Source organism: Bacillus massilinigeriensis, assembly GCF_900111815.1.
Taxonomy (GTDB): Bacteria; Bacillota; Bacilli; order Bacillales; family Cytobacillaceae; genus Mesobacillus_C; species Mesobacillus_C mediterraneensis.
In genome coordinates this window covers 1,996,582-2,016,796 of sequence record NZ_LT630004.1, presented here as the reverse complement: position 1 = coordinate 2,016,796, position 20,215 = coordinate 1,996,582, and the positions used below count along the sequence as shown (strand labels likewise).

23 protein-coding genes are annotated in these 20,215 nt (G+C 43.2%); 19 read left to right on the top strand and 4 right to left on the bottom strand.

Annotated features, from left to right (window positions below):
- Positions 1-21: 21 nt before the first annotated feature.
- Positions 22-162 carry a sporulation histidine kinase inhibitor Sda gene (locus BQ5796_RS17390; RefSeq protein ID WP_074033952.1) on the bottom strand — a complete coding sequence of 47 codons (141 nt, stop codon included), beginning with the start codon at positions 160-162 and terminating at the stop codon, positions 22-24.
- A 370-nt stretch (positions 163-532) separates the two neighbouring features.
- Between BQ5796_RS17390 and BQ5796_RS10585 the strand changes: the two genes are divergently transcribed.
- The 8 genes from BQ5796_RS10585 to BQ5796_RS10550 are packed head-to-tail and all read left to right on the top strand — an operon-like array spanning position 533 to position 5,547.
- Complete coding sequence (locus BQ5796_RS10585; RefSeq protein WP_071460203.1) at positions 533-1,048, top strand: YqeG family HAD IIIA-type phosphatase; 516 nt, start codon at positions 533-535, stop codon at positions 1,046-1,048.
- Positions 1,048-2,157 (top strand): ribosome biogenesis GTPase YqeH, encoded by a 1,110-nt coding sequence (gene yqeH / locus BQ5796_RS10580; RefSeq protein ID WP_097677994.1) that lies wholly within the window; start codon positions 1,048-1,050, stop codon positions 2,155-2,157. The genes BQ5796_RS10585 and yqeH overlap by 1 nt, the downstream gene beginning before the upstream one ends.
- Before the next feature lie 19 nt (positions 2,158-2,176).
- Positions 2,177-3,016 carry a shikimate dehydrogenase gene (gene aroE, locus BQ5796_RS10575; protein WP_071460201.1) on the top strand — a complete coding sequence of 280 codons (840 nt, stop codon included), beginning with the start codon at positions 2,177-2,179 and terminating at the stop codon, positions 3,014-3,016.
- Positions 3,010-3,303, top strand: coding sequence for a ribosome assembly RNA-binding protein YhbY (gene yhbY, locus BQ5796_RS10570; RefSeq protein WP_071460200.1), 294 nt, complete (start codon positions 3,010-3,012; stop codon positions 3,301-3,303). The genes aroE and yhbY overlap by 7 nt, the downstream gene beginning before the upstream one ends.
- A 15-nt stretch (positions 3,304-3,318) precedes the next feature.
- Positions 3,319-3,888: a nicotinate-nucleotide adenylyltransferase gene (locus BQ5796_RS10565; RefSeq protein ID WP_071460199.1), complete on the top strand. Its 570-nt coding sequence runs from the start codon at positions 3,319-3,321 to the stop codon at positions 3,886-3,888.
- A complete protein-coding gene (gene yqeK / locus BQ5796_RS10560; protein ID WP_071460198.1) occupies positions 3,878-4,447 on the top strand; it encodes a bis(5'-nucleosyl)-tetraphosphatase (symmetrical) YqeK in 570 nt (189 codons plus the stop codon). The genes BQ5796_RS10565 and yqeK overlap by 11 nt, the downstream gene beginning before the upstream one ends.
- Positions 4,448-4,792, top strand: coding sequence for a ribosome silencing factor (gene rsfS / locus BQ5796_RS10555; protein WP_071460197.1), 345 nt, complete (start codon positions 4,448-4,450; stop codon positions 4,790-4,792).
- Positions 4,789-5,547: a class I SAM-dependent DNA methyltransferase gene (locus tag BQ5796_RS10550; RefSeq protein WP_071460196.1), complete on the top strand. Its 759-nt coding sequence runs from the start codon at positions 4,789-4,791 to the stop codon at positions 5,545-5,547. Before rsfS ends, BQ5796_RS10550 begins: the two co-directional genes overlap by 4 nt.
- Positions 5,548-5,801: 254 nt before the next feature.
- On the opposite strand, the gene comER is transcribed toward BQ5796_RS10550, so the two are convergent.
- Positions 5,802-6,635 carry a late competence protein ComER gene (comER, locus tag BQ5796_RS10545; protein ID WP_071460195.1) on the bottom strand — a complete coding sequence of 278 codons (834 nt, stop codon included), beginning with the start codon at positions 6,633-6,635 and terminating at the stop codon, positions 5,802-5,804.
- An 86-nt stretch (positions 6,636-6,721) separates the two neighbouring features.
- Here comER and BQ5796_RS10540 point away from each other — a divergent pair, with 86 nt between their 5' ends.
- The 3 genes from BQ5796_RS10540 (at position 6,722) to BQ5796_RS10530 (ending at position 10,361) form a co-directional block, all read left to right on the top strand.
- The gene (locus BQ5796_RS10540; protein WP_071460194.1) at positions 6,722-7,375 is read left to right on the top strand and encodes a helix-hairpin-helix domain-containing protein; all 654 of its coding nucleotides are present in this window, start codon (positions 6,722-6,724) and stop codon (positions 7,373-7,375) included.
- Between the two features lie 78 nt (positions 7,376-7,453).
- Positions 7,454-8,017 carry a ComE operon protein 2 gene (locus BQ5796_RS10535; RefSeq protein WP_071460193.1) on the top strand — a complete coding sequence of 188 codons (564 nt, stop codon included), beginning with the start codon at positions 7,454-7,456 and terminating at the stop codon, positions 8,015-8,017.
- Between the two features lie 37 nt (positions 8,018-8,054).
- The gene (locus BQ5796_RS10530; RefSeq protein ID WP_071460192.1) at positions 8,055-10,361 is read left to right on the top strand and encodes a DNA internalization-related competence protein ComEC/Rec2; all 2,307 of its coding nucleotides are present in this window, start codon (positions 8,055-8,057) and stop codon (positions 10,359-10,361) included.
- Between the two features lie 69 nt (positions 10,362-10,430).
- Here BQ5796_RS10530 and BQ5796_RS10525 read toward each other — a convergent pair whose 3' ends face one another.
- Entirely contained in the window at positions 10,431-10,562 is a 132-nt protein-coding gene (locus BQ5796_RS10525) for a YqzM family protein (protein WP_071460191.1), read from the bottom strand.
- A 309-nt stretch (positions 10,563-10,871) separates the two neighbouring features.
- On the opposite strand from BQ5796_RS10525, the gene holA reads away from it, so the two are divergent.
- Positions 10,872-11,888 carry a DNA polymerase III subunit delta gene (gene holA / locus BQ5796_RS10520; RefSeq protein WP_071460190.1) on the top strand — a complete coding sequence of 339 codons (1,017 nt, stop codon included), beginning with the start codon at positions 10,872-10,874 and terminating at the stop codon, positions 11,886-11,888.
- 62 nt (positions 11,889-11,950) lie between these two features.
- Here the strand turns inward: holA and rpsT are convergent, their stop codons facing one another.
- Positions 11,951-12,211: a 30S ribosomal protein S20 gene (gene rpsT, locus BQ5796_RS10515; protein ID WP_071460189.1), complete on the bottom strand. Its 261-nt coding sequence runs from the start codon at positions 12,209-12,211 to the stop codon at positions 11,951-11,953.
- A gap of 206 nt (positions 12,212-12,417) precedes the next feature.
- Here rpsT and gpr point away from each other — a divergent pair, with 206 nt between their 5' ends.
- The 7 genes from gpr (at position 12,418) to grpE (ending at position 20,209) form a co-directional block, all read left to right on the top strand.
- Positions 12,418-13,539, top strand: a complete 1,122-nt coding sequence (gene gpr / locus BQ5796_RS10510) for a GPR endopeptidase (RefSeq protein ID WP_071460188.1) — start codon at positions 12,418-12,420, stop codon at positions 13,537-13,539.
- Positions 13,540-13,635: 96 nt separating this feature from the next.
- Positions 13,636-14,799, top strand: coding sequence for a stage II sporulation protein P (gene spoIIP / locus BQ5796_RS10505; protein WP_071460187.1), 1,164 nt, complete (start codon positions 13,636-13,638; stop codon positions 14,797-14,799).
- A 27-nt stretch (positions 14,800-14,826) separates the two neighbouring features.
- Positions 14,827-15,171 carry a YqxA family protein gene (locus BQ5796_RS10500; protein WP_071460186.1) on the top strand — a complete coding sequence of 115 codons (345 nt, stop codon included), beginning with the start codon at positions 14,827-14,829 and terminating at the stop codon, positions 15,169-15,171.
- 132 nt (positions 15,172-15,303) lie between these two features.
- On the top strand, positions 15,304-17,139 hold the full coding sequence (gene lepA, locus BQ5796_RS10495; RefSeq protein WP_071460185.1) for a translation elongation factor 4: 1,836 nt from the start codon (positions 15,304-15,306) through the stop codon (positions 17,137-17,139).
- Positions 17,140-17,237: 98 nt separating this feature from the next.
- Positions 17,238-18,374: a radical SAM family heme chaperone HemW gene (gene hemW / locus BQ5796_RS10490; RefSeq protein ID WP_071460184.1), complete on the top strand. Its 1,137-nt coding sequence runs from the start codon at positions 17,238-17,240 to the stop codon at positions 18,372-18,374.
- A gap of 103 nt (positions 18,375-18,477) precedes the next feature.
- Positions 18,478-19,509: a heat-inducible transcriptional repressor HrcA gene (gene hrcA, locus BQ5796_RS10485; protein WP_071460183.1), complete on the top strand. Its 1,032-nt coding sequence runs from the start codon at positions 18,478-18,480 to the stop codon at positions 19,507-19,509.
- 118 nt (positions 19,510-19,627) lie between these two features.
- Complete coding sequence (grpE, locus tag BQ5796_RS10480) at positions 19,628-20,209, top strand: nucleotide exchange factor GrpE (RefSeq protein ID WP_071460182.1); 582 nt, start codon at positions 19,628-19,630, stop codon at positions 20,207-20,209.
- Positions 20,210-20,215 lie beyond the last annotated feature (6 nt).

The following is a 20,215-nucleotide window of genomic DNA, read 5'->3' as shown; positions in this document are numbered from 1 at the left end:
CCTTTCATCAGGCGTTGGGTATTAGGAAGTATATCGTATCTTGTGTGATAAGGATCGTCTCTGAATTTCTGACTCAATAAGGCGAATGAAATCAAGGCTTAAATTGAGTTCTCTTGCTTTGAAATAGGATTCGATCAACAAGTCGTCAGATAGTTTACGCATTACAGCCCTTCACCCCCAGCCAATAGTAAAAAACAATTGTGTTACATACAATTAATGGCAAGCTATTAAGTTGTACCCATACTGTAACAGAATTAAACGGACAGAACAACCGTTCTGTTATCCACAGGGTATGGTGGATAACCTGTGATTAGTTTGTTTATAATTGGGAAAAAACTAAACAATTCCTATCTTTTATTGTGTATAAAGTTATCCACAGGAAGGGGTGAGGAAGGAATTTGTCGAAAAATTTACGGTATGAATGAACTTCCTCTCTAGTTGGGATAAGATAATAGAAATGTTTGCTTTGAAACATGTGTCAAAATTGGTATGATATCGATGGAACAGGAATCTTGTTAATGAGGTGTATACATTGCTAAAGCATTTTTTGCCTGATCAGCATGCAAAAAGCATTTTTGAAATTACCCCGGTAAGTTTAAAGGACAAAGGGATTAAGGGAATTATCACGGATTTAGACAATACCCTTGTTGAATGGGACAGGCCTTCAGCCACCCCAAAACTGATTAATTGGTTTGAAGAAATAAAGCACAGTGGTATCTCAGTAACCATTGTCTCGAATAATAAGGAAAATCGTGTGAAGTATTTTTCGGAACCGCTTGGAATTCCATATATCTTCCAAGCGAGAAAGCCGATGCGCCGTGCATTCCATCGAGCAATGATGGAAATGGGCTTGAAAAAGGAAGAGACTGTTGTAATCGGTGACCAGCTTCTAACAGATGTGCTGGGAGGGAACCTTGGTGGCTTTCATACCATCCTCGTTGTCCCGGTAGCCCAAACAGACGGTTTTTGGACAAGATTTAACAGGAAAATTGAAAGAAGGCTCCTTGACATGTTTAGAAAACAAGGCAAACTTAAATGGGAGGATTAATGTTGGACGAGAATAACTTTACCTGCACCGGTTGCGGTGTGAGAATACAGACAGAAGATACAGCAGGGCTTGGATACGCTCCTCCGTCCTCACTTGAAAAGGAGGTCATCGTTTGCCAGCGTTGTTTTCGTTTGAAACATTATAATGAAGTACAGGATGTTAGTCTGACAGATGATGACTTCCTTAAAATATTGAATGGAATCGGCAGCAAGGATGCGCTTATCGTAAAGATTATCGACATTTTCGATTTTAACGGAAGCTGGCTTCCTGGGATTCAGCGTTTCGCCGGAAGCAACCCAGTCGTTTTGATCGGAAACAAAGCGGATATTCTTCCAAAATCTGTGAAGCGGCAAAAAGTAATTGAATGGATGAGAAAAGAATCAAAAGAGAACGGTCTGGTACCGAAGGATGTGCTGCTTGTCAGTGCATCAAAAGGACATAATATGAAAGAAGCTGCCGAGCTGATTGATGAATACCGCAATGGTAAAGATGTGTATATCGTCGGCTGTACAAATGTAGGCAAATCCACTTTTATCAATCGAATTATTAAGGAAGTTACCGGAGAGGGAGATGTCATTACTACATCACATTTTCCTGGTACCACGCTAGATACGATAGAAATACCGCTGGAGGATGGAAAGTTCCTGACCGACACTCCTGGAATCATCAACCATCACCAGATGGCTCATTACATCGATAAAAGGGATCTAAAAGTCATTACTCCCAAAAAGGAAATCAAACCAAGAGTTTATCAGTTGAATGAGCAGCAAACACTTTTCTTTGGGGGACTTGCCAGGTTTGACTATTTATCCGGTGGAAGAAAGTCTTTCACATGCTATTTATCAAATGAACTGGATATTCACCGGACAAAACTTGAAAATGCTGATGCTCTTTATGAAAAGCATGCAGGAGGAATGCTTACACCTCCAAGACCCGAACAGCTAGGAGAGTTTCCTGAGCTTGTAAAACATGAATTCACTATCAAACAAGGAAAAATGGATGTCGTTTTTTCCGGACTTGGTTGGGTGACAGTAAATGAACCTGGCACAGTTATTGCAGCTCATGTACCTAGGGGTGTACAGGTCTTGTTGAGAAGATCGCTGATCTAAAGCGATAGGGGTTGGAATAATGAAAAAACTATATGGGGTTATAGGCGATCCTATTGCTCACTCGATGTCACCAGCAATGCATAATGACTTGTTTCGTTTTTATCAATGCGATGCCGAGTATTTCCCATTCCGTGTAAATCGAAGTTCTTTGAAAGAAGCGGTTCTTGGTTTGAAAGCTATAGGTGCGGGCGGTTTTAATGTCACCATTCCTCATAAAACATCTGTAATCGAATTAATGGATGAAATGGACCCGTTAGCTTTGAGCATCGGTGCAGTCAATACGGTAACAATAGAGGATGGCAGACTGATTGGCCATAATACGGATGGACCGGGTTTTGTCAGAGGGCTGGAGGAAAAGCTGGGGAGTATTGAGGACCGGAAGGTGCTTATCGTTGGTGCGGGTGGTGCAGCCAAAGGGATTTTTTATTCTATTGCTGCATCAGGGGTGAGTAAGATTGATATCGCCAATAGGACGCTGTCAAAAGCGGAAGCCCTCCTGGCAAACTGCCCTTTTGATGTACATTCAAGTATACTTGATTTAGATACAGCTGAGAGAAAGGCTGGAGATTACAGTCTTATAATTCAGACGACATCTATCGGAATGAACCCGTTAACGGAAGAGGCCCCCTTGTCATTGCACAATTTGAGGAAAGGCAGCTTCATCAGCGATATCATTTATAACCCTTTGAAGACTCGCTTCCTCCAGCAAGCGGAAGCAAATGGAGCAGGAATACAAAATGGTCTTGATATGTTTGTCTGGCAAGGAGCTTTAGCCTTCGAGAAGTGGACAGGAATCTTTCCGGATTTGGAAAGAATGAGAAACACGGTAATGAACCAACTAGGAGGAACAACATGCTAACAGGAAAACAAAAACGTTATTTACGGTCGATGGCCCATGAGCTAAACCCCATTTTTCAAGTGGGTAAAGGCGGGGTAAATGACAATATGACAGGTCAAATTAAGGAAGCACTGGAAGTACGAGAATTAATCAAAGTCAGTATTCTGCAAAACTGCGATGATGACCGGAACACGGTTGCCCAACAACTCTCTAAAGGCACAGGCGCAGAAGTAGCTCAAGTCATTGGCCATACTATCGTTTTGTATAAAGAATCGAGGGAAAATAAAAAAATAGAACTCCCTCGCTAAGGGAGTTGAATAGTGATGTCTAAGATTGGAATTCTAGGTGGTACCTTCAATCCGCCGCATATTGGGCATCTAATTATTGCAAATGAAGTATACTCTAAGCTAGAGCTAGATCTTGTTTGGTTCATGCCGAATAATAAGCCTCCGCATAAATCCATGACTGGTAATGCATCCAAGAACGATCGACTAAAAATGCTGAAGCTGGCAACAAAGAGCCACCCGGGTTTTTCCATACAGACAATAGAACTGGAAAGAGAGGGTCCTTCTTATACATTTGACACGATGAAGACTTTGGCAGAAATGCATCCTGATACCGAGTTTTATTTTATTATCGGCGGTGATATGGTCGAGTATCTTCCTAATTGGAAAAATATCGATGCACTGCTGCGGCTTGTAAATTTTGTCGGGGTCAGCAGGCCATCGTTCCAGACAGATTCACCGTATCCAATAATCCATATGGATACTCCTCTTATCGAAATATCATCAAGTGATATAAGGCAAAGGATAAGAGATGGGAAGACGATACGATACCTTGTAACTGATGATATCAGAGAGTATATAGAGGAGAATGGCTTATATGAATCGTGAAACGGCACTTTTGCTCGTCAAGGAGCAATTGACAGAACATCGCTATCTTCATACGCTTGGTGTAACTGAAACCGCAATCAAGCTTGCTGACAAATATGGTGCTGACATGAAAAAAGCAGAGCTAGCAGCAATATTTCATGATTATGCCAAGTTCCGCCCGAAGGATGAGATGAAACAAATTATCTTGGAGCAAGGAATTCCCGGAAACCTGTTAGATTTCAACAATGAGCTTTGGCATGCTCCTGTCGGGGCTTATCTTGTGGAAAAAGAAGCGGGTGTTAAGGATATAGAAATTCTTGATGCAATCAGATACCATACTTCCGGACGTCCGGGAATGACACTTTTGGAAAAAGTCATCTACCTAGCTGACTATATTGAGCCAGGCAGACAGTTTCCTGGTGTCGAGGAGGTAAGGGGATTGGCAGAGAATGATTTAAACGTTGCTCTTGTCCAGGCAATTAAAAACACGGTTTCTTTTTTATTCAAAAGGAATCAGCCGATATACCCCGATACGTTTCTAACGTACAACAGCCTAATAGAATCAGGGAGGATTGATTGAATGAATGAACGCCAATTGCTAGAAATGGCAGTGAAAGCTGCAGATGATAAAAAAGCAGAGGATATCCTCGTTCTCAACATGAAGGGGATCTCTCTAATTTCAGATTACTTCATTATCTGCCATGGGAACTCTGACAGGCAGGTTCAAGCTATTGCGAAGGAAATCAAAGAAAAGTCCGAGGAAATGGGCCGTCATATCAAGCGGATGGAGGGCTTCGATGAAGCACGGTGGATATTGATCGATATTGGAGATGTGGTAGTACACGTATTCCATCGGGATGAGAGAAGCTATTATAATTTAGAGCGGCTATGGGGAGATGCACCCCAGGAGAAAGTCGGACAATGAACTATCGGGGATTCGCATATCTTTATGATGAATTAATGAGTGATGTCCCCTATGATGATTGGGTAAATTGGACTCGAAAGGCGATTTTAGAGCGGCCGTTTGTTTCCAAGAAACGGCTGCTGGATATTGCGTGCGGTACCGGGGAGTTATCCTTGCGTTTTGCAAATGCAGGTTTCGATGTCACCGGTTTAGACTTATCGGAAGATATGCTTGCTGTTGCAAACAGTAAAGCTATGGAGCAGGGGATCAGCATCCCTTTTATCATGCAGGACATGTCGGATATGGAGGGGCTTGGAAGCTTTGACATCGCTGTAATATTTTGTGATTCTTTGAACTACTTGCCCAATGCCGAAGCTGTTCGTAAAACGTTTGAAGGAGTTTCGCGACATCTTGAACCAGGTGGGACTTTTTTATTTGATGTTCATTCCTGCTACAAAATCAATACAATTTTTGCAGGAAACACTTTTACATTGAACGAGGAGCACATTGCTTATATTTGGGATTGTTATCCGGGCTCCCATCCTGACAGTGTAGAGCATGATTTAACTTTCTTTGTAGAGAACGAAAGTACGGGCCTTTATGAAAGAATTGATGAAAGCCATTTTCAGCGTACTTTTCCGCCTGAAACTTACAAGGAATTGCTCTACCAAGCAGGGTTCAGTAATGTTTCTATTATGGCAGATTTCCAGGAGACTTCTCCTGGTGAGGATTCTGAACGGATTTTTTTTACTGCCTTAAAACCATTAAAGAAATAATAGCCTGCATTGTCGAGACTCAGACTGATGAAAAACCCGGTAGGAAAAGATTAAAACTATCTACAGAATTTCAGTGGCCTCGCTAAGCAAGGAACTTAAAATTAAAAAGTGGTTTGGAATATGCGATTCCTAACCACTTTTATCTACAAAGAGAAACAGACCTGCGTCCAAGTCTTTTTGTACTAGTTTATTTCATTGAGCGATTCCATATTGAAGCATTTAGGAAAGGGTGATAAGATGAAGATACGATGACATTATCTACGTATGTTCAAGTCAAACTGTGCATTAGCATTTTCGATATCTTCTTTGAATTTATGATGTGTCGCTTGGAATAACTTGTTAAACATATCCCCCGTTTCTCTTTCAAGTACTTTGATCCCTTCTCCCGTAATACCGCCTTTCACACATACCTTTTCCTGCAGCTTTGGAAGGGTGTAATATCCTTTTTGAAGCAATTCTCCCATGCCAATCAGCATCTCGCTTGCCAGCTTTGTTGCCGTATCTTCTTCAATTTTTGTCTCTTCCACAGCAGCATTAATGAACCGTTGAATTAGATAACTAATAAATGCAGGCCCGCAACTGACGATATCGGATGCGACTCTTGTAATGTCTTCGTTGATCTCTAGCGGAACGGATATCTTCCCCATTAGCCCTTCAAGCTCCCTCTGCCACTCCAAACTGCAGCTTCTCCCGAAAGTGATCAGTGAAACTCCTGATAATGCACGATTTGTAATGCTTGGAATGATTCTTGCTGCCGAACAATCAGCCACACTTTCAATTTCTGCCACGCTGATTGGGCTTGTAATGGATACGACGCATTTATCCTCCGTCGCTGCGACTTTTATGTCATGAAGTACACGGTATACATCATGCGGCTTTACGCATACAAAAATGAGGTCTGAGTTTTCCGCAGTCTTTGCAGCACTCTTTTCAATATTAATTTCCGGGTACGACGTTTTCAGTTCATGCGCCTTTGCCAATGTCCGGTTTGTCACTGTCATGGAGGTGGGGGAGATGGCCTTGCCCTCAATGAGTGCCTCTGCAAGTATCCTGCCCATATTTCCAGTACCGATGATTCCAACTCTCATCATTCTTCCCTCCTTATTTCGTTATTTCTCGTATTAGAATATGAAACAAAAGCTCATTTATGACTTTTTGAAGGGTGGTTTCTGAGATGAAAGACTGGCTTAAGGAACATAAGAATATAATATTAGCAGCTTTGGCAGCTATTGTGATTCTCTCCGGCAGCTATTTTAAGCGCGAGGACGAAGTACAAAACCTTGAAAAATGGCCTCAAGAAGAGACTTCAGCAGAGGCTTCCGCAATGGGAAGTGATTCCCTCAGTACCTCTCCCGGAGGAAATGGGGAAAGCAGGGAAGGAAATTCGATTATGATGGCAGATATTAAAGGCGCAGTCCGGAATCCTGGTGTGTATACCGTAAATCATGGAGACAGAGTTGCTGATCTTGTGAAAAAGGCAGGAGGAGTGACGGATGAGGCGGATACCACTTCTGTCAATTTCGCCATGAAAGTAGGAGATGAAATGGCAGTCCGGATTCCTGTAAAAGGAGAAAGTCCGACTATGCTCTCTTCTGATAGCGGAGGTGTTAATGTACCCGGGACAGATCAAGCAGAACAAATAAACCTCAATACCGCAACGGTTGCTGAATTGGACACGCTGCCGGGAATCGGGCCTTCAAAGGCTGCTGCAATTGTAGAATACAGAGAAACGAATGGTCCCTTTAAGAGCACGGAAGGATTGAAAGAAATCAGCGGAATCGGAGACAAAACCTTTGAAAAGCTGGCACAGTCCGTAACTGTCAATTGATACTGATTGCAGCATTCACGGGAAAGGATTAAACTGAAAAAGTACGGCATTCATACTATCTGGAAGGAGAGAAACAACTTGGACCGAATTTCGTGGAATCAATATTTTATGGCGCAAAGCCAGCTTCTTTCCTACAGGAGCACATGCACGAGACTGGCTGTCGGAGCTACCATTGTAAGGGATAAGCGGATCATTGCCGGCGGATACAATGGATCGATAGCAGGCGGAGATCACTGTATGGACGAAGGCTGTTATGTCATCGACAATCATTGTGTACGGACAATCCATGCTGAAATGAATGCCCTGCTCCAATGCGCAAAGTTTGGAGTTCCAGCTTCAGGAGCTGATATTTATGTAACGCATTTTCCGTGCCTTCAGTGCTGCAAGGCTATCATTCAAGCGGGAATTCAAACCGTATTCTACGCGAAGGATTATAAAAACCATCCTTACGCCCTCGAACTGTTTGAAAAGGCTGGTGTTAAAATGGTGCAAGTGGAAAGCCTGCCAATTTCGATTGGCCAACAGGAGGATGAAAAAAGGTTGTTTATCGAATCTATGATCACTTCCTTGAGGACAAGCGGTGTGGAAGAAAACACTATTGCAGCTTTTGAAAAAAAGGCGAAGAATCTTTTTACTACATAACTATTGCAACAGATCCTTTGCTAAGTAGGTGATTGCGATGAAGGGGAAGCTAATTTATTTTGCAGGTGCTGCCATAGCAGGAATTCTAGCAGTGTTTGAAAATCTTTTTCTTTTCGGAGGGCTTTTTATCATTTTTCTTTTCTTCCTGTTTGCTTCCAAAAGGCTCCCGGCCTATGCCGGGACAACGCTCATCCTCGTATCCGCTGTTTTCGGCTGGATAGCGATTGACGCAAAGAATGCATTGAAATCAGAATATAAAGGGACGGAAAAGGAACTGTACGTTCTGGTTGACAATATAGCAATGGATGGAGATGTACTAAAAGGACTGGTAAGGACAGTGAATGAGAAAGAAAAGGTCGTCCTCCGCTACAGGTTAAACACTCGGGAAGAAACGGAATTCTTTATGGAAGAAGCCTTGCCTGGCGCTGCCTTGAGGATAAGGGGGAGAATGCGCCAGCCCGAACCACCTCGCAATCCCAATGCTTTTAATTACCGTACGTATCTTGAAAGACAACGAGTTTTCTGGATTTTTGATGCGACTACCGTGTCTCCGGCATCCTATAATGGCGATGATTCTCTGCTCTTTTTCATCAAAAGCTTTCGCCAAAAACAGATTTTGCGTTTGAATGAATCACTTGATGATCATACAGCTGCTCTTTCTGCAGCAATGCTCTTTGGCAGCAGGGAAGACATCGATGATGACATGGAACAGTCTTTTCAAAAAACAGGAACGGTACATCTTTTATCGATATCAGGTCTTCATGTGGGCCTCTTAACAGGCGCGCTCTACTATGGACTATTAAGGATGGGTATTACAAGAAAAAACGCCCAACTGTTGTTGCTCCTTTTACTGCCGCTATATGCTGTTCTTACAGGTCTTTCCCCGCCAGTCAACCGCTCCGTATTGATGGCAATGATTTTTTTAGGCGGTCAGAGAATGAAGATAAAGATATCCCCTCTCGATTCTCTCTCTATCGCTTTCTTACTTCTTATTGCTCTTGATCCCTACTGTATTTATGGCGCGGGATTTCAGCTTTCCTTTCTAGCAACCTTCTCTCTTATCCTCTCTACTCCAAAAATTTTAATAGCCTTTTCTTCTTCAACAGCAAAGCTGATTGCAGTTTCTATCATTGCACAGGTTACATCTGCTCCTGTGATTCTGTATTTCTTCTATGAAATGTCTTTCATATCTGTTGCAGCCAACATTTTGTTAGTTCCTTTATTTTCTTTTGTTATCCTTCCTCTCGCTATTCTTGAATTTGGGCTGGCCTCTGTATTGCCATTGGCAGCTGTTTTTGTCGGCGAACTTCTCCGTATGACTGTTCAGCTTACACAAGCACTGGCAGATTTTCTCGCGAACCTCCCGTATGCCTCCGTTATTTTTGGAAAACCTTCTTTCGCGCTGTTGTTCTTTCTTTCTATCATGATTCTATTCTTTTTCTTCTTGCTTGAAAGGGCCCCCTCCCCAGGGAAGATGGTGAAACTTCTCCTCCTTCCTGCCATTCCACTCACCTTTCAGCTTTTGCATTATTATTTTAATCCGGAAGGTAAGATTGTTTTTCTTGATGTGGGTCAGGGTGACAGCATTGTGATCGAGCTTCCTTATCGAAAAGGAGTTTATGTTATTGATACGGGGGGAGTTTTGTCATTTAACAAAGAGGCATGGCGGGAAAAGCAGGATGCCTTTGATACGGGAAAGGATATTGTGCTTCCGTATTTAAAAAGTAAAGGAATTAGGACAGTCGATAAACTTATCCTAAGTCATGGAGATGCCGACCATATTGGAGGAGCAGCAGCACTCATACAAGGGATAGAAGTAGGTGAAATCTGCCTTCCTGCCTTTGCAGAGTATGGAGAACTTGAGAGAGAAGCGGTTATGGCAGGGAGAGGAGCGAACATTGTAAGAATAAAGGCAGGATATAAGTGGGAATCGGATAGAAGCCGATTTCAAGCACTATGGCCTATTAAAGAGGAGGACGATAAAAATGAAGGTTCCATTGTTCTGTGGGCAAAGATTGGCGGGAAAACCTGGCTTTTTACAGGTGATTTGGGAGAGGATGGGGAAAATGGACTGCTAAAAAGCATCAATGGGTTAAATATTGATGTCTTGAAGGCAGGGCACCATGGAAGCAGACACTCCTCGTCCGAACATTTTCTTGACGTTGTGACCCCCGAAGAAGCCGTCATCTCTTCAGGAAGGAAAAATAGGTATGGACACCCCCATATGGAGACACTAATTCGTTTGAAGGAAAGGAATGTGCGGATCTGGAGAACGGATAAAAGCGGTGCTGTTACCTATACCTTCCAAGAGGACTTCGGAACCTTTTCAGCCTATGGTCCATAGGATATAGCATGAAAAGAAAAAGGAACCGCAGCTTGCGGTTCCTCCCCTAGGCAATGGTTATAGCCGTCATTATCTTCCGATGAATTGAACGACTGTAGCAATGATGAACATGGTTGCGAAAAAACCAAATGAAACGATGAATCCGACAGCAGAGTCGGTTGCATCATTGCGCTTCGTGATCTCGTTTTCAAACTGGTTCACAGTCAATCCCCCCTATTTCCATTATAGTATAAGCGATTTCATAAAAAAAAGCCAGCTAGCTTTCCACGTTTTCTATCTTGTTAAAAAGCAGCTTATCTTCCGCGAATAAGGAATAATGAACAGAGAAGATGCGCTGTACCGCTTCTTCATGGGATACCCGGGACTCATGGAGCAGCGTTCAAATAAAATGGGGCCAAGGCTTTCTATTGGCCCCATAAACTGCTGTTTACAAATGATTTCTATTGCGAAAAGCAATTGTCTTCTTTACCATAGAAAATAGAAATAGTGGTTGAACAGGAGAGAAGCGTCTTGGTGCTGGAAGTATGGAAGCAGTTAAAACAGAAGTCAATAAAACCTGTCTATCTTGTGTATGGGACTGAGTCTTTTTTGATCAGCGAGACTAGACAGCTGTTGATCGATAACACTATACAAGAAGAAGAACTGGATTTTAATCTCTCGGTATATGATCTAGAGGAAACAGCTCTTGATGTTGCGATGGAAGATGCTGAAACCCTTCCTTTTATGGGGGAAAAGCGATTGGTCATTCTGCAGAATCCTATTTTTTTGACGGCAGAGAAAGCAAAAAAGATAGAGCATAATCTGGCAAAGCTGGAGAAGTATTTAAAGGAACCGGCGCCGTATACAGTGCTCATCCTCCTGGCTCCTTACGAGAAGCTTGATGAGAGAAAAAAGATAACGAAAGAGCTGAAGCGGGCTGCAACAGTTGTAGAAGCAAAGAAGCTGACTGAATCAGAACTGAAAAAGTGGATAAAAGAAAGAGCAATTGCAAATGGTGTGGACTTTACTAATGAAGCAGTTGAAAGAATGCTGACACTTGCTGGCACCAACTTATCGCTGTTGACAAGCGAAGTGGACAAGCTTGCTTTATACGCAGGAAGTGGGGCGCAAATAGGACCGGATATAGTGGAAAAACTCGTTTCAAAATCTCTTGAACAAAATATCTTCTCGCTTGTAGATAAAGTGGTCCACCGCAGGATAGGGGAAGCACTTATGATATATCAAGACCTATTGAAGCAGAATGAGGAGCCGCTGAAAATTCTATCGATTATAGCAGGGCAGTTCAGACTGATTTATCAAGTGAAGGAACTGTCCAGAAAAGGATACGGGCAGCAGCAAATTGCTGGCACTCTTAAAGTACATCCTTTTCGTGTGAAGCTTGCAGCAGGACAAGCTTCCTACTTTACCGAGCAGGAGCTGGCAAGAATTATCACCATGCTTGCGGAAGGTGACTATCAAATGAAAACAGGCGGGTTACGAAAAGAGCTTATTATTGAAATGATTCTTTTTAAGCTGAATCGATCGTGAATAGGATGAAAAATGACAAAATAAAAAACGGCCCCTTAGGGCCGTTTTTTATTTTGAGAAGATTAGCCGTTAGCGTTCATTTTTTTCATCATGCGGGACTTCTTGCGAGCAGCTGCGTTTTTGTGGATCAGACCCTTTGCAGCAGCTTTGTCAAGCTTGCTAGCCGCAGCGGCAAATGCAGCTTGAGTGTTGCTGTCGTTGTTCACGATGGCAGCTTCAGCTTTCTTGACCGCAGTACGCATAGTGGATTTTACAGTAGTGTTTTGTGCATTAGAAGCTTCACTTGTTTTTACGCGTTTGATTGCAGATTTAATATTTGGCATTCCGTTCACCTCCTACAAAGCATCGAGATTTTATGGCACTCGATATCCAATAACTTTTCTTATTTAATAAAATTAAGAACAAGAAGTATTCTATCAAACCCATGTCTATAATGCAATACTATTGAACAATTTCATCGTGTCATCAGAATGTTTTTGAGATGGAAGGGGAAAGATGGGAGGAAAGAATTCAAAGGAGGAGAAAACCCATGAAGGAATTGGATTTGAGTCATTACTCTGTAAGAACAGACTTGGCATTGGAAGCAAGGGAAATGGTGTTGACTGGGAAGGAGAGTAGCGTGCATGAAACAAGCAACCTATCCCAATTAGAAGGGGTTGTCATCAAGGAGAAAGAAGAAAAAGGAATCAAGGTTTCTCTTGTCTCAGTGGATGATAAGGGTGAAAAAACGCTAGGGAAGAAAAAGGGGCAATATTTAACAATCGAAGGACTTGGCATTCGGGGGCAGGATAGCGATTACCAAAAGAATGTCGAGCAGGTTTTTGCTTCAGAATTTGCCCGATTCATTGAACATCAAGGAATAAAGGAAGGGGCATCCTGCCTTGTCGTAGGGCTAGGAAACTGGAACGTTACACCGGATGCACTAGGGCCTCTTGTCTGCGAAAGTGTCATGGTGACAAGGCATTTATTCGAACTGCAGCCGAGCAGTGTAGAAGATGGATATAGGCCTGTAAGCGCGCTTGCTCCAGGGGTGATGGGGATTACCGGGATTGAAACAAGTGACATTATATTCGGGGTCGTCGAAAATATCAAACCCGATTTTGTTATCGTGATAGACGCGCTTGCATCAAGATCGATAGAAAGGGTTAACAGCACGATTCAAGTTTCCGATACTGGGATCCATCCAGGGTCTGGTGTTGGAAACAAACGAAAGGAAATTAGCAAGGAGACGCTTCGTATTCCGGTTTTTGCCATTGGGGTACCGACAGTAGTAGATGCGGTTTCCATCACGAGCGATACAATCGATTTTATCTTAAAACATTTCGGCAAGGAATTAAGGGAGGGAGACAAGCCATCAAGAGCGCTTGTCCCTGCGGGAATGAGCTTTGGAAAGCGCGAGGTATTGACAGACGAAGATTTGCCGGAAGAGGAACACCGAAAAGCGTTTTTAGGCATGGTAGGAGCGTTGAAGGAGGAGGAAAAAAGGCAGCTAATCCATGAAGTCCTGTCTCCTTTAGGGCATAACTTGATGGTGACACCAAAAGAAATTGACGTTTTTATCGAGGATATGGCTAACTTGATCGCATCAGGCTTGAATGCAGCCCTCCACAAAGCAATTGATCAAGAGAACGCAGGCTTTGCGACCCACTAGAGTCCTTATTGGATAACTCGATAAATAGTTTAAGTTCTACCTTTTTGAATGCAGTCATAGAATTTTACTAGACTTGCTAAGAAGAGGTGGAAACTTTTGAAGCTGATTAAGAGCAATGGACTGATATTGACCATCCATGGTACAAGCCTTGTAAAAGTGATGCTCGGATTTTTAATTTTTTTGGTAGCTGTTTTTTCCTTAAGCGGGTTATTGACATCGGTCAAGCCGGATTACCGGCCTGCATCTTCATCTGTCAATCATGCAGCGGATAAAATTGATGGAAAAACGCTTTTCCGGATGTTCGGGATGGAAAATCACCAGTTCCTGAATGTTCTTCCGGACGAAGCCAGTTTGATTAATCTTGGCAATGTTCTGTTTCGGCTCTCAACAAACATTAGTCTCGAAGACCCAAGAAGCTTGCTTGGAAGGGAGCTGCCGGGATTTTCAATTTTTGATGGAAGAATCCTGGTAGCCGGAGAAGGGACGAACTACACTAATATGCCGATGGAATCAGCGCCTCCCCCAGAAGTGTTGAAAGCGGAAAAGGAAGCTGCACTGCAAAATACGGACGATATCGAAAAGGGGAATGATTCAGGAGACGCCCCTGCTCCTTCAGCTACAACTGGTGACAAGAAAGTAGTCTACCTTTACTTTACGCATAACCGTGAATCCTATCTTCCATATTTAAAAGGAGTTACTGATCCAGATAAGGCATACCATACAAAGGTGAATGTTACGAGGGTTGGGGACAGGCTGAAGTCGAGCCTTGAAAGCAATGGGATAGGAACTACTGTCGATAAAACCGATATCTTGAATGCCGGGTTCAATAGTGCTTACCAGGAATCCAGGTCCGTTGTGGCATCTGCCATGAACCGTGACAAGAATCTTACCTATTTTATCGACATCCATAGAGATGGGTACCGAAAGGATAAAACAACAATTGATATTAACGGACAGCCATATGCGAAACTGGCATTCGTTATCGGAGGAGAAAACGCGAATTACGAGAAAAACCTTCAGCTTGCAACAGAACTGCATCACCGTTTGGAAGGGAAGTATAAAGGGATAAGCAGGGGTATCATCGAAAAAAGAGGTGCAGGCACAAATGGGAAATTCAACCAAGATTTATCGGAAAATGCACTTTTGATAGAATTCGGCGGAGTCGATAATACATTCGAGGAGCTGGATCGATCTGCGGATGCTTTAGCTGATGTATTCAGTGAAATGTACTGGCAAGCGGAAAAAGTAAACGCGCCGTGAATGCGGCAATCGTGAGAGGTGGCGGGTATGAAGATTTTTATGTTGAAAGCTTTTTTGCTGGCTTCTCTCATGTTTATCTGCGTTTTGGCAGGTATGCAGCTGGCAAACGATGGGATGGATAGAATGAGGGGCTATGAAGATCCGTCCATGAAAAACGCATTCACAGTAGGCGAAGGTCCAGAAGGAAAGGTGGAAACCGAAGTACTGGGTACAGAGGTTTCTTCGCAAGATTTGAAAAAAAAGAAAGAGAAATTGGAGCAGATGGAAAGCTATAACTTTTTCTCTGATATGGGAAGAAGGCTGGGAGATGCAATGACGGGAGCAGTTGGAAATCTAGTTGAATGGATAACCGGGAAGAAAAGCCAGGACTGATGGGAGCAAATGCCCCTCAGTCTTATTTTTTGGTAATGGCATCGCTCTCCACGATTCTAATTGAATCTTCATTTCCAGACTGCTATAATCAAAAGCAGTGTACATGCGTGAGTTTAACAGGAGTGAACTTTTATGAATAGAGAAGAAAAACTAGCAAGGCAATCGAAAATACGGAATTTTTCCATTATTGCTCATATAGACCATGGCAAATCAACATTGGCTGATAGAATCTTAGAAAAGACCAATGCGCTAACAGCAAGGGAAATGAAGGACCAGCTGTTGGATTCCATGGATCTTGAGCGAGAAAGAGGTATCACCATCAAGCTTAATTCCGTCCAATTGAAATATAAAGCGAAGGATGGAGAAACTTACACGTTCCATTTGATCGACACGCCGGGTCATGTCGATTTTACTTATGAAGTTTCCAGGAGTCTTGCAGCGTGTGAAGGTGCGGTGCTTGTTGTAGATGCGGCCCAGGGAATTGAAGCACAGACTTTAGCAAACGTCTACCTCGCGCTTGATAATGATCTGGAAATTATCCCTGTGATTAACAAAATTGATCTGCCAAGTGCGGATCCGGAACGGGTCAGAGGCGAAATAGAAGATGTTATCGGCCTTGATGCATCAGAAGCGGTGCTCGCTTCTGCTAAAGCGGGAATCGGCATCGAAGATATTTTAGAGCAAGTGGTTGAGAAGGTCCCTGCACCACAAGGGGACCCGGATGCTCCGCTTAAAGCGCTTATTTTCGATTCGCTCTATGATGCATATCGGGGTGTCGTTGCCTACATACGTGTAGTGGATGGCAGCGTGAAGGTTGGCGATAAAGTTAGGATGATGGCGACTGGGAAAGAATTTGAAGTAACCGAAGTCGGCGTCTTTACACCTAAGGCTCTCCCGGTTGACGAACTATCGGTTGGAAACGTAGGCTTCCTGACAGCAGCGATCAAAAACGTTGGGGATACCCGAGTTGGAGATACCATTACAAATTCGAAGAATGGAGCGACAGAACCGCTTCCAGGTTACCGCAAGCTGAACCCAATGGTATATTGCGGACTTTACCCAATTGATTCTGCACGATTTAATGATTTACGTGAAGCGTTGGAGAAGCTGGAATTGAACGATTCTGCCCTGCAGTTTGAACCAGAAACTTCCCAGGCGCTCGGATTTGGTTTCCGCTGTGGTTTCCTTGGTCTTCTCCATATGGAAATTATTCAGGAGCGGATTGAACGAGAATTTAACATTGATCTCATCACTACCGCACCGAGCGTTATCTATCATGTCATCATGACCGATGGAACAGAGATAAAGGTGGATAACCCATCCAATATGCCGGATCCGCAGAAAATCGAGCGGATTGAAGAACCTTATGTTAAAGCTACCATGATGGCACCGAACGAATTCGTCGGACCGATCATGGAATTATGCCAACAAAAACGGGGTAATTTTATCGATATGCAATACCTTGATGAAACAAGGGTAAGCATCGTATATGAAGTTCCCCTTTCCGAAATTGTTTATGACTTCTTTGATCAGCTGAAATCTAATACAAAAGGATATGCTTCCTTTGACTACGAACTAATAGGCTATAAGCCTTCAAAGCTGATGAAGATGGATATTCTCCTCAATGCAGAAAAAGTGGATGCCTTAAGCTTTATTGTGCATAAAGACTTCGCCTATGAAAGAGGAAAAGTGATCGTCGACAAGCTAAAGGAACTTATTCCTCGTCAGCAATTTGAAGTACCGATCCAAGCCGCGGTAGGCCAAAAAATTGTTGCGCGTTCGACCATCAAAGCAATGAGAAAAAATGTTCTTGCGAAATGCTACGGCGGTGACATCTCCAGGAAAAGAAAACTTCTGGAAAAGCAGAAGGAAGGTAAGAAGCGGATGAAGCAGGTGGGTTCGGTAGAGGTTCCACAGGAAGCATTCATGGCTGTATTGAAAATGGACGATAGCAGCACGAAAAAGTAACCCCCAGAGGTTAGAAGGCCCTGTTCTGACAGTTGGCGTTCTAACCTTTTTTTGCTCCATCCGGCAGTCCGGGATAAAGTAGACGGGAAGTGATTCTATTGGCACAAGCAGCATATATCCATATACCATTTTGCCACCATATTTGCCATTATTGTGACTTTAATAAAGTGTTGATGGATAGGCAGCCGGTTGGTGACTATTTGAGGAGCTTGGAAAAGGAATTCAGCATGAGGGTTGCATCGAATCCAAGCGGTGGAATCGAAACAATATTTGTAGGGGGAGGTACACCGACAGCGCTGAATGAAGAACAGCTCCAGTTTCTTGTTGATGCAATTGGCAGACATCTATATAGCAATTCGGTAAAAGAGTATACGTTCGAAGCCAATCCAGGTGACCTTTCGAGGGGGAAATTGGAAATATTGAAAGCAGGCGGTGTAAATCGTTTGAGTTTTGGAGTTCAATCTTTTAACGATGAACTACTTCAGTCAATCGGTAGATCGCACAGGGCGGCGGATGTTTATAAAGCGATAGAAGAGGCCAAGATGACAGGCTTTCATAACATCAGCATTGATTTAATTTACAGTTTACCGGGACAGACAGCAGCGGACTTTCAGGTCTCGCTCAAACAGGCTTTAAGCCTGGATCTTCCTCATTACTCCGGCTATTCTCTTATCATAGAACCTAAAACGGTCTTCTACAACCTGGTGAACAGGGGGAAGCTTACACTTCCAGCAGAAGAAACGGAGGCGGAGATGTATGAAATATTAATGGATGAAATGGAGCGACATGGCAGGGAGCAATACGAAATCAGCAATTTTGCTGTTCCGGGATATGAAAGTATCCATAACTTAACATACTGGAACAACGAGGAATACTATGGATTTGGTGCCGGAGCGCATGGCTATGTAAATGGCAGGCGTGTATCCAATTATGGTCCGCTGAAGAAATATATGGAACCCATACAGGAAGGTGTTTTTCCGTTGATTCATTTGCATGAAGTAACGTTGGTGGAAATGATGGAAGAAGAAATGTTTCTTGGCCTAAGAAAGACAGAAGGTGTCTCGCTTCGACATTTTCACGAGAAATTCGGCAAGGATGCCTCTGTGTTGTTCCGTTCCGCAATATCCAGCCTTACAGCGAGAGGCCTTTTGGAATGTAAGGAAGAAAGAATCAGGCTAACCAAGAAAGGAAAATTCCTTGGTAACGAGGTGTTCCAGTCATTCCTTTCGGTATAAGATTATCTTTCGTATCAAATTATTGACATTGGGGCTCATTATTGATAATTTATTATTAGAATTAGCACTCATCTTAAGAGAGTGCTAACAGGGGTGATGACTGTTGTTAACGGACCGTCAAGTGTTAATTCTACAGGTAATTGTTGATGACTTTATTCGTTATGCCCTTCCAGTGGGTTCAAGAAGCCTGTCGAAGAAAGAAGAGATATCTTTCAGTTCCGCGACAATCAGGAACGAGATGGCCGATTTGGAAGAGCTGGGTTTTATCGAGAAGACGCACACTTCATCAGGCAGGATACCATCTGAAAAAGGCTACAGATATTATGTGGATCATTTGCTTGCGCCACAGGAACTCCAATCAGCCGATCTCAGGATCATTAAGTCGATTTTTGCTGAGAGGATTTATGAACTAGAGAAGATAGTTCAAAAATCCGCCAGAATTCTGTCTGAAATGACAAGTTATACTTCTATCGTGCTTGGACCGGCGGTAAAAGATAATCGCCTAAGAAGGCTGCAGATTGTCCCATTGAACAGGGAGACAGCCACAGCCATTATCGTGACGGATACAGGGCATGTCGAAAACCGCACCTTCCATTTCCCTTCAGGCGTTAGTCCAAGCGAAGTGGAGAAAATGGTCAATATTTTAAACGAGAAGCTTTCAGGGGTTCCGCTGGTAGAGTTGAATGCGAAAATCTATAAGGAGATTGCCGCAATTCTTCGTCGCCATATCCAAAATTATGATTTAATGACAGAGGTGCTAGGGGAAACATTCAAAATTCCCTCTAACGAAAAAATTTTTTTTGGCGGCAAAACGAATATGCTGAATCAGCCTGATTTTACGGACCTGGAAAAAGTCAGAGGCCTCATGTCGATGATTGAGCAGGAGGATGGTCTTTCTGAAATGATTCGGCAAAATCCTGAAGGTATTAGCGTTAAAATAGGCCGAGAAAACAATAACTCTGCAATGGAGAACTGCAGTCTCATAACTGCAACCTACTCTGTCGGGGCGGAGAAGTTAGGAACGATTGCAATGCTTGGTCCAACGAGAATGGAGTATTCCCGTGTCATTCCGTTGTTGAAAATCGTCAGCGCGGACATGTCGGCAGTCTTGACAAAGCTGTATCAAAACGGTTGATGGTGGCAATAGTGTTGAAAGACCAAGAAGTACAATGGTGGAAAAGCTGCGGCATCTTTTTTGATGCCAGCACTGCTTTTTTATAGATTAATTTAACCTTTTTTGGGAGGTGACAAGCATGGAGAAAGAAGAGAAAATGGAGCGGGAAGAAACAGCCGAAAGCTTAACAGAACAAACCAAAGTGGAACCTGAAATACAAAAGGAAGAATCGGTGGAGCAGAAGGAGCAGCAAGCTCCTGGAGCAGAAGCAGATCCGAGGGTGGCAGAATTGGAGAGTAAGCTCGAGGAAACAGAAAATCGCTATTTGAGGCTCCAGGCAGATTTTGATAACTTCCGCCGCCGCTCAAGGATGGACCTTGAAGCGAGCGCAAAATATAGAGCACAAAGCCTTATTTCAGATTTGCTTCCGGCACTCGATAATTTTGAGCGCGCCATGAAGATGGAAGTGGACAATGACCAGGCAAAGTCCCTTTTGCAAGGGATGGAAATGGTATACCGCGGGATTCTTGATGCGTTCAAAAAAGAAGGTGCCGAGCCAATCGAGGCCGAGGGGAAGGAATTCGACCCACATAAGCACCAGGCTGTCATGCAAGTGCAGGATGAGAGCGTTGGTTCCAATATTGTAGTGGAGGAGTTCCAAAGAGGCTATATTCTCAAGGACAGAGTAATTCGCCCTTCAATGGTGAAGGTCAACCAATAGTCTACA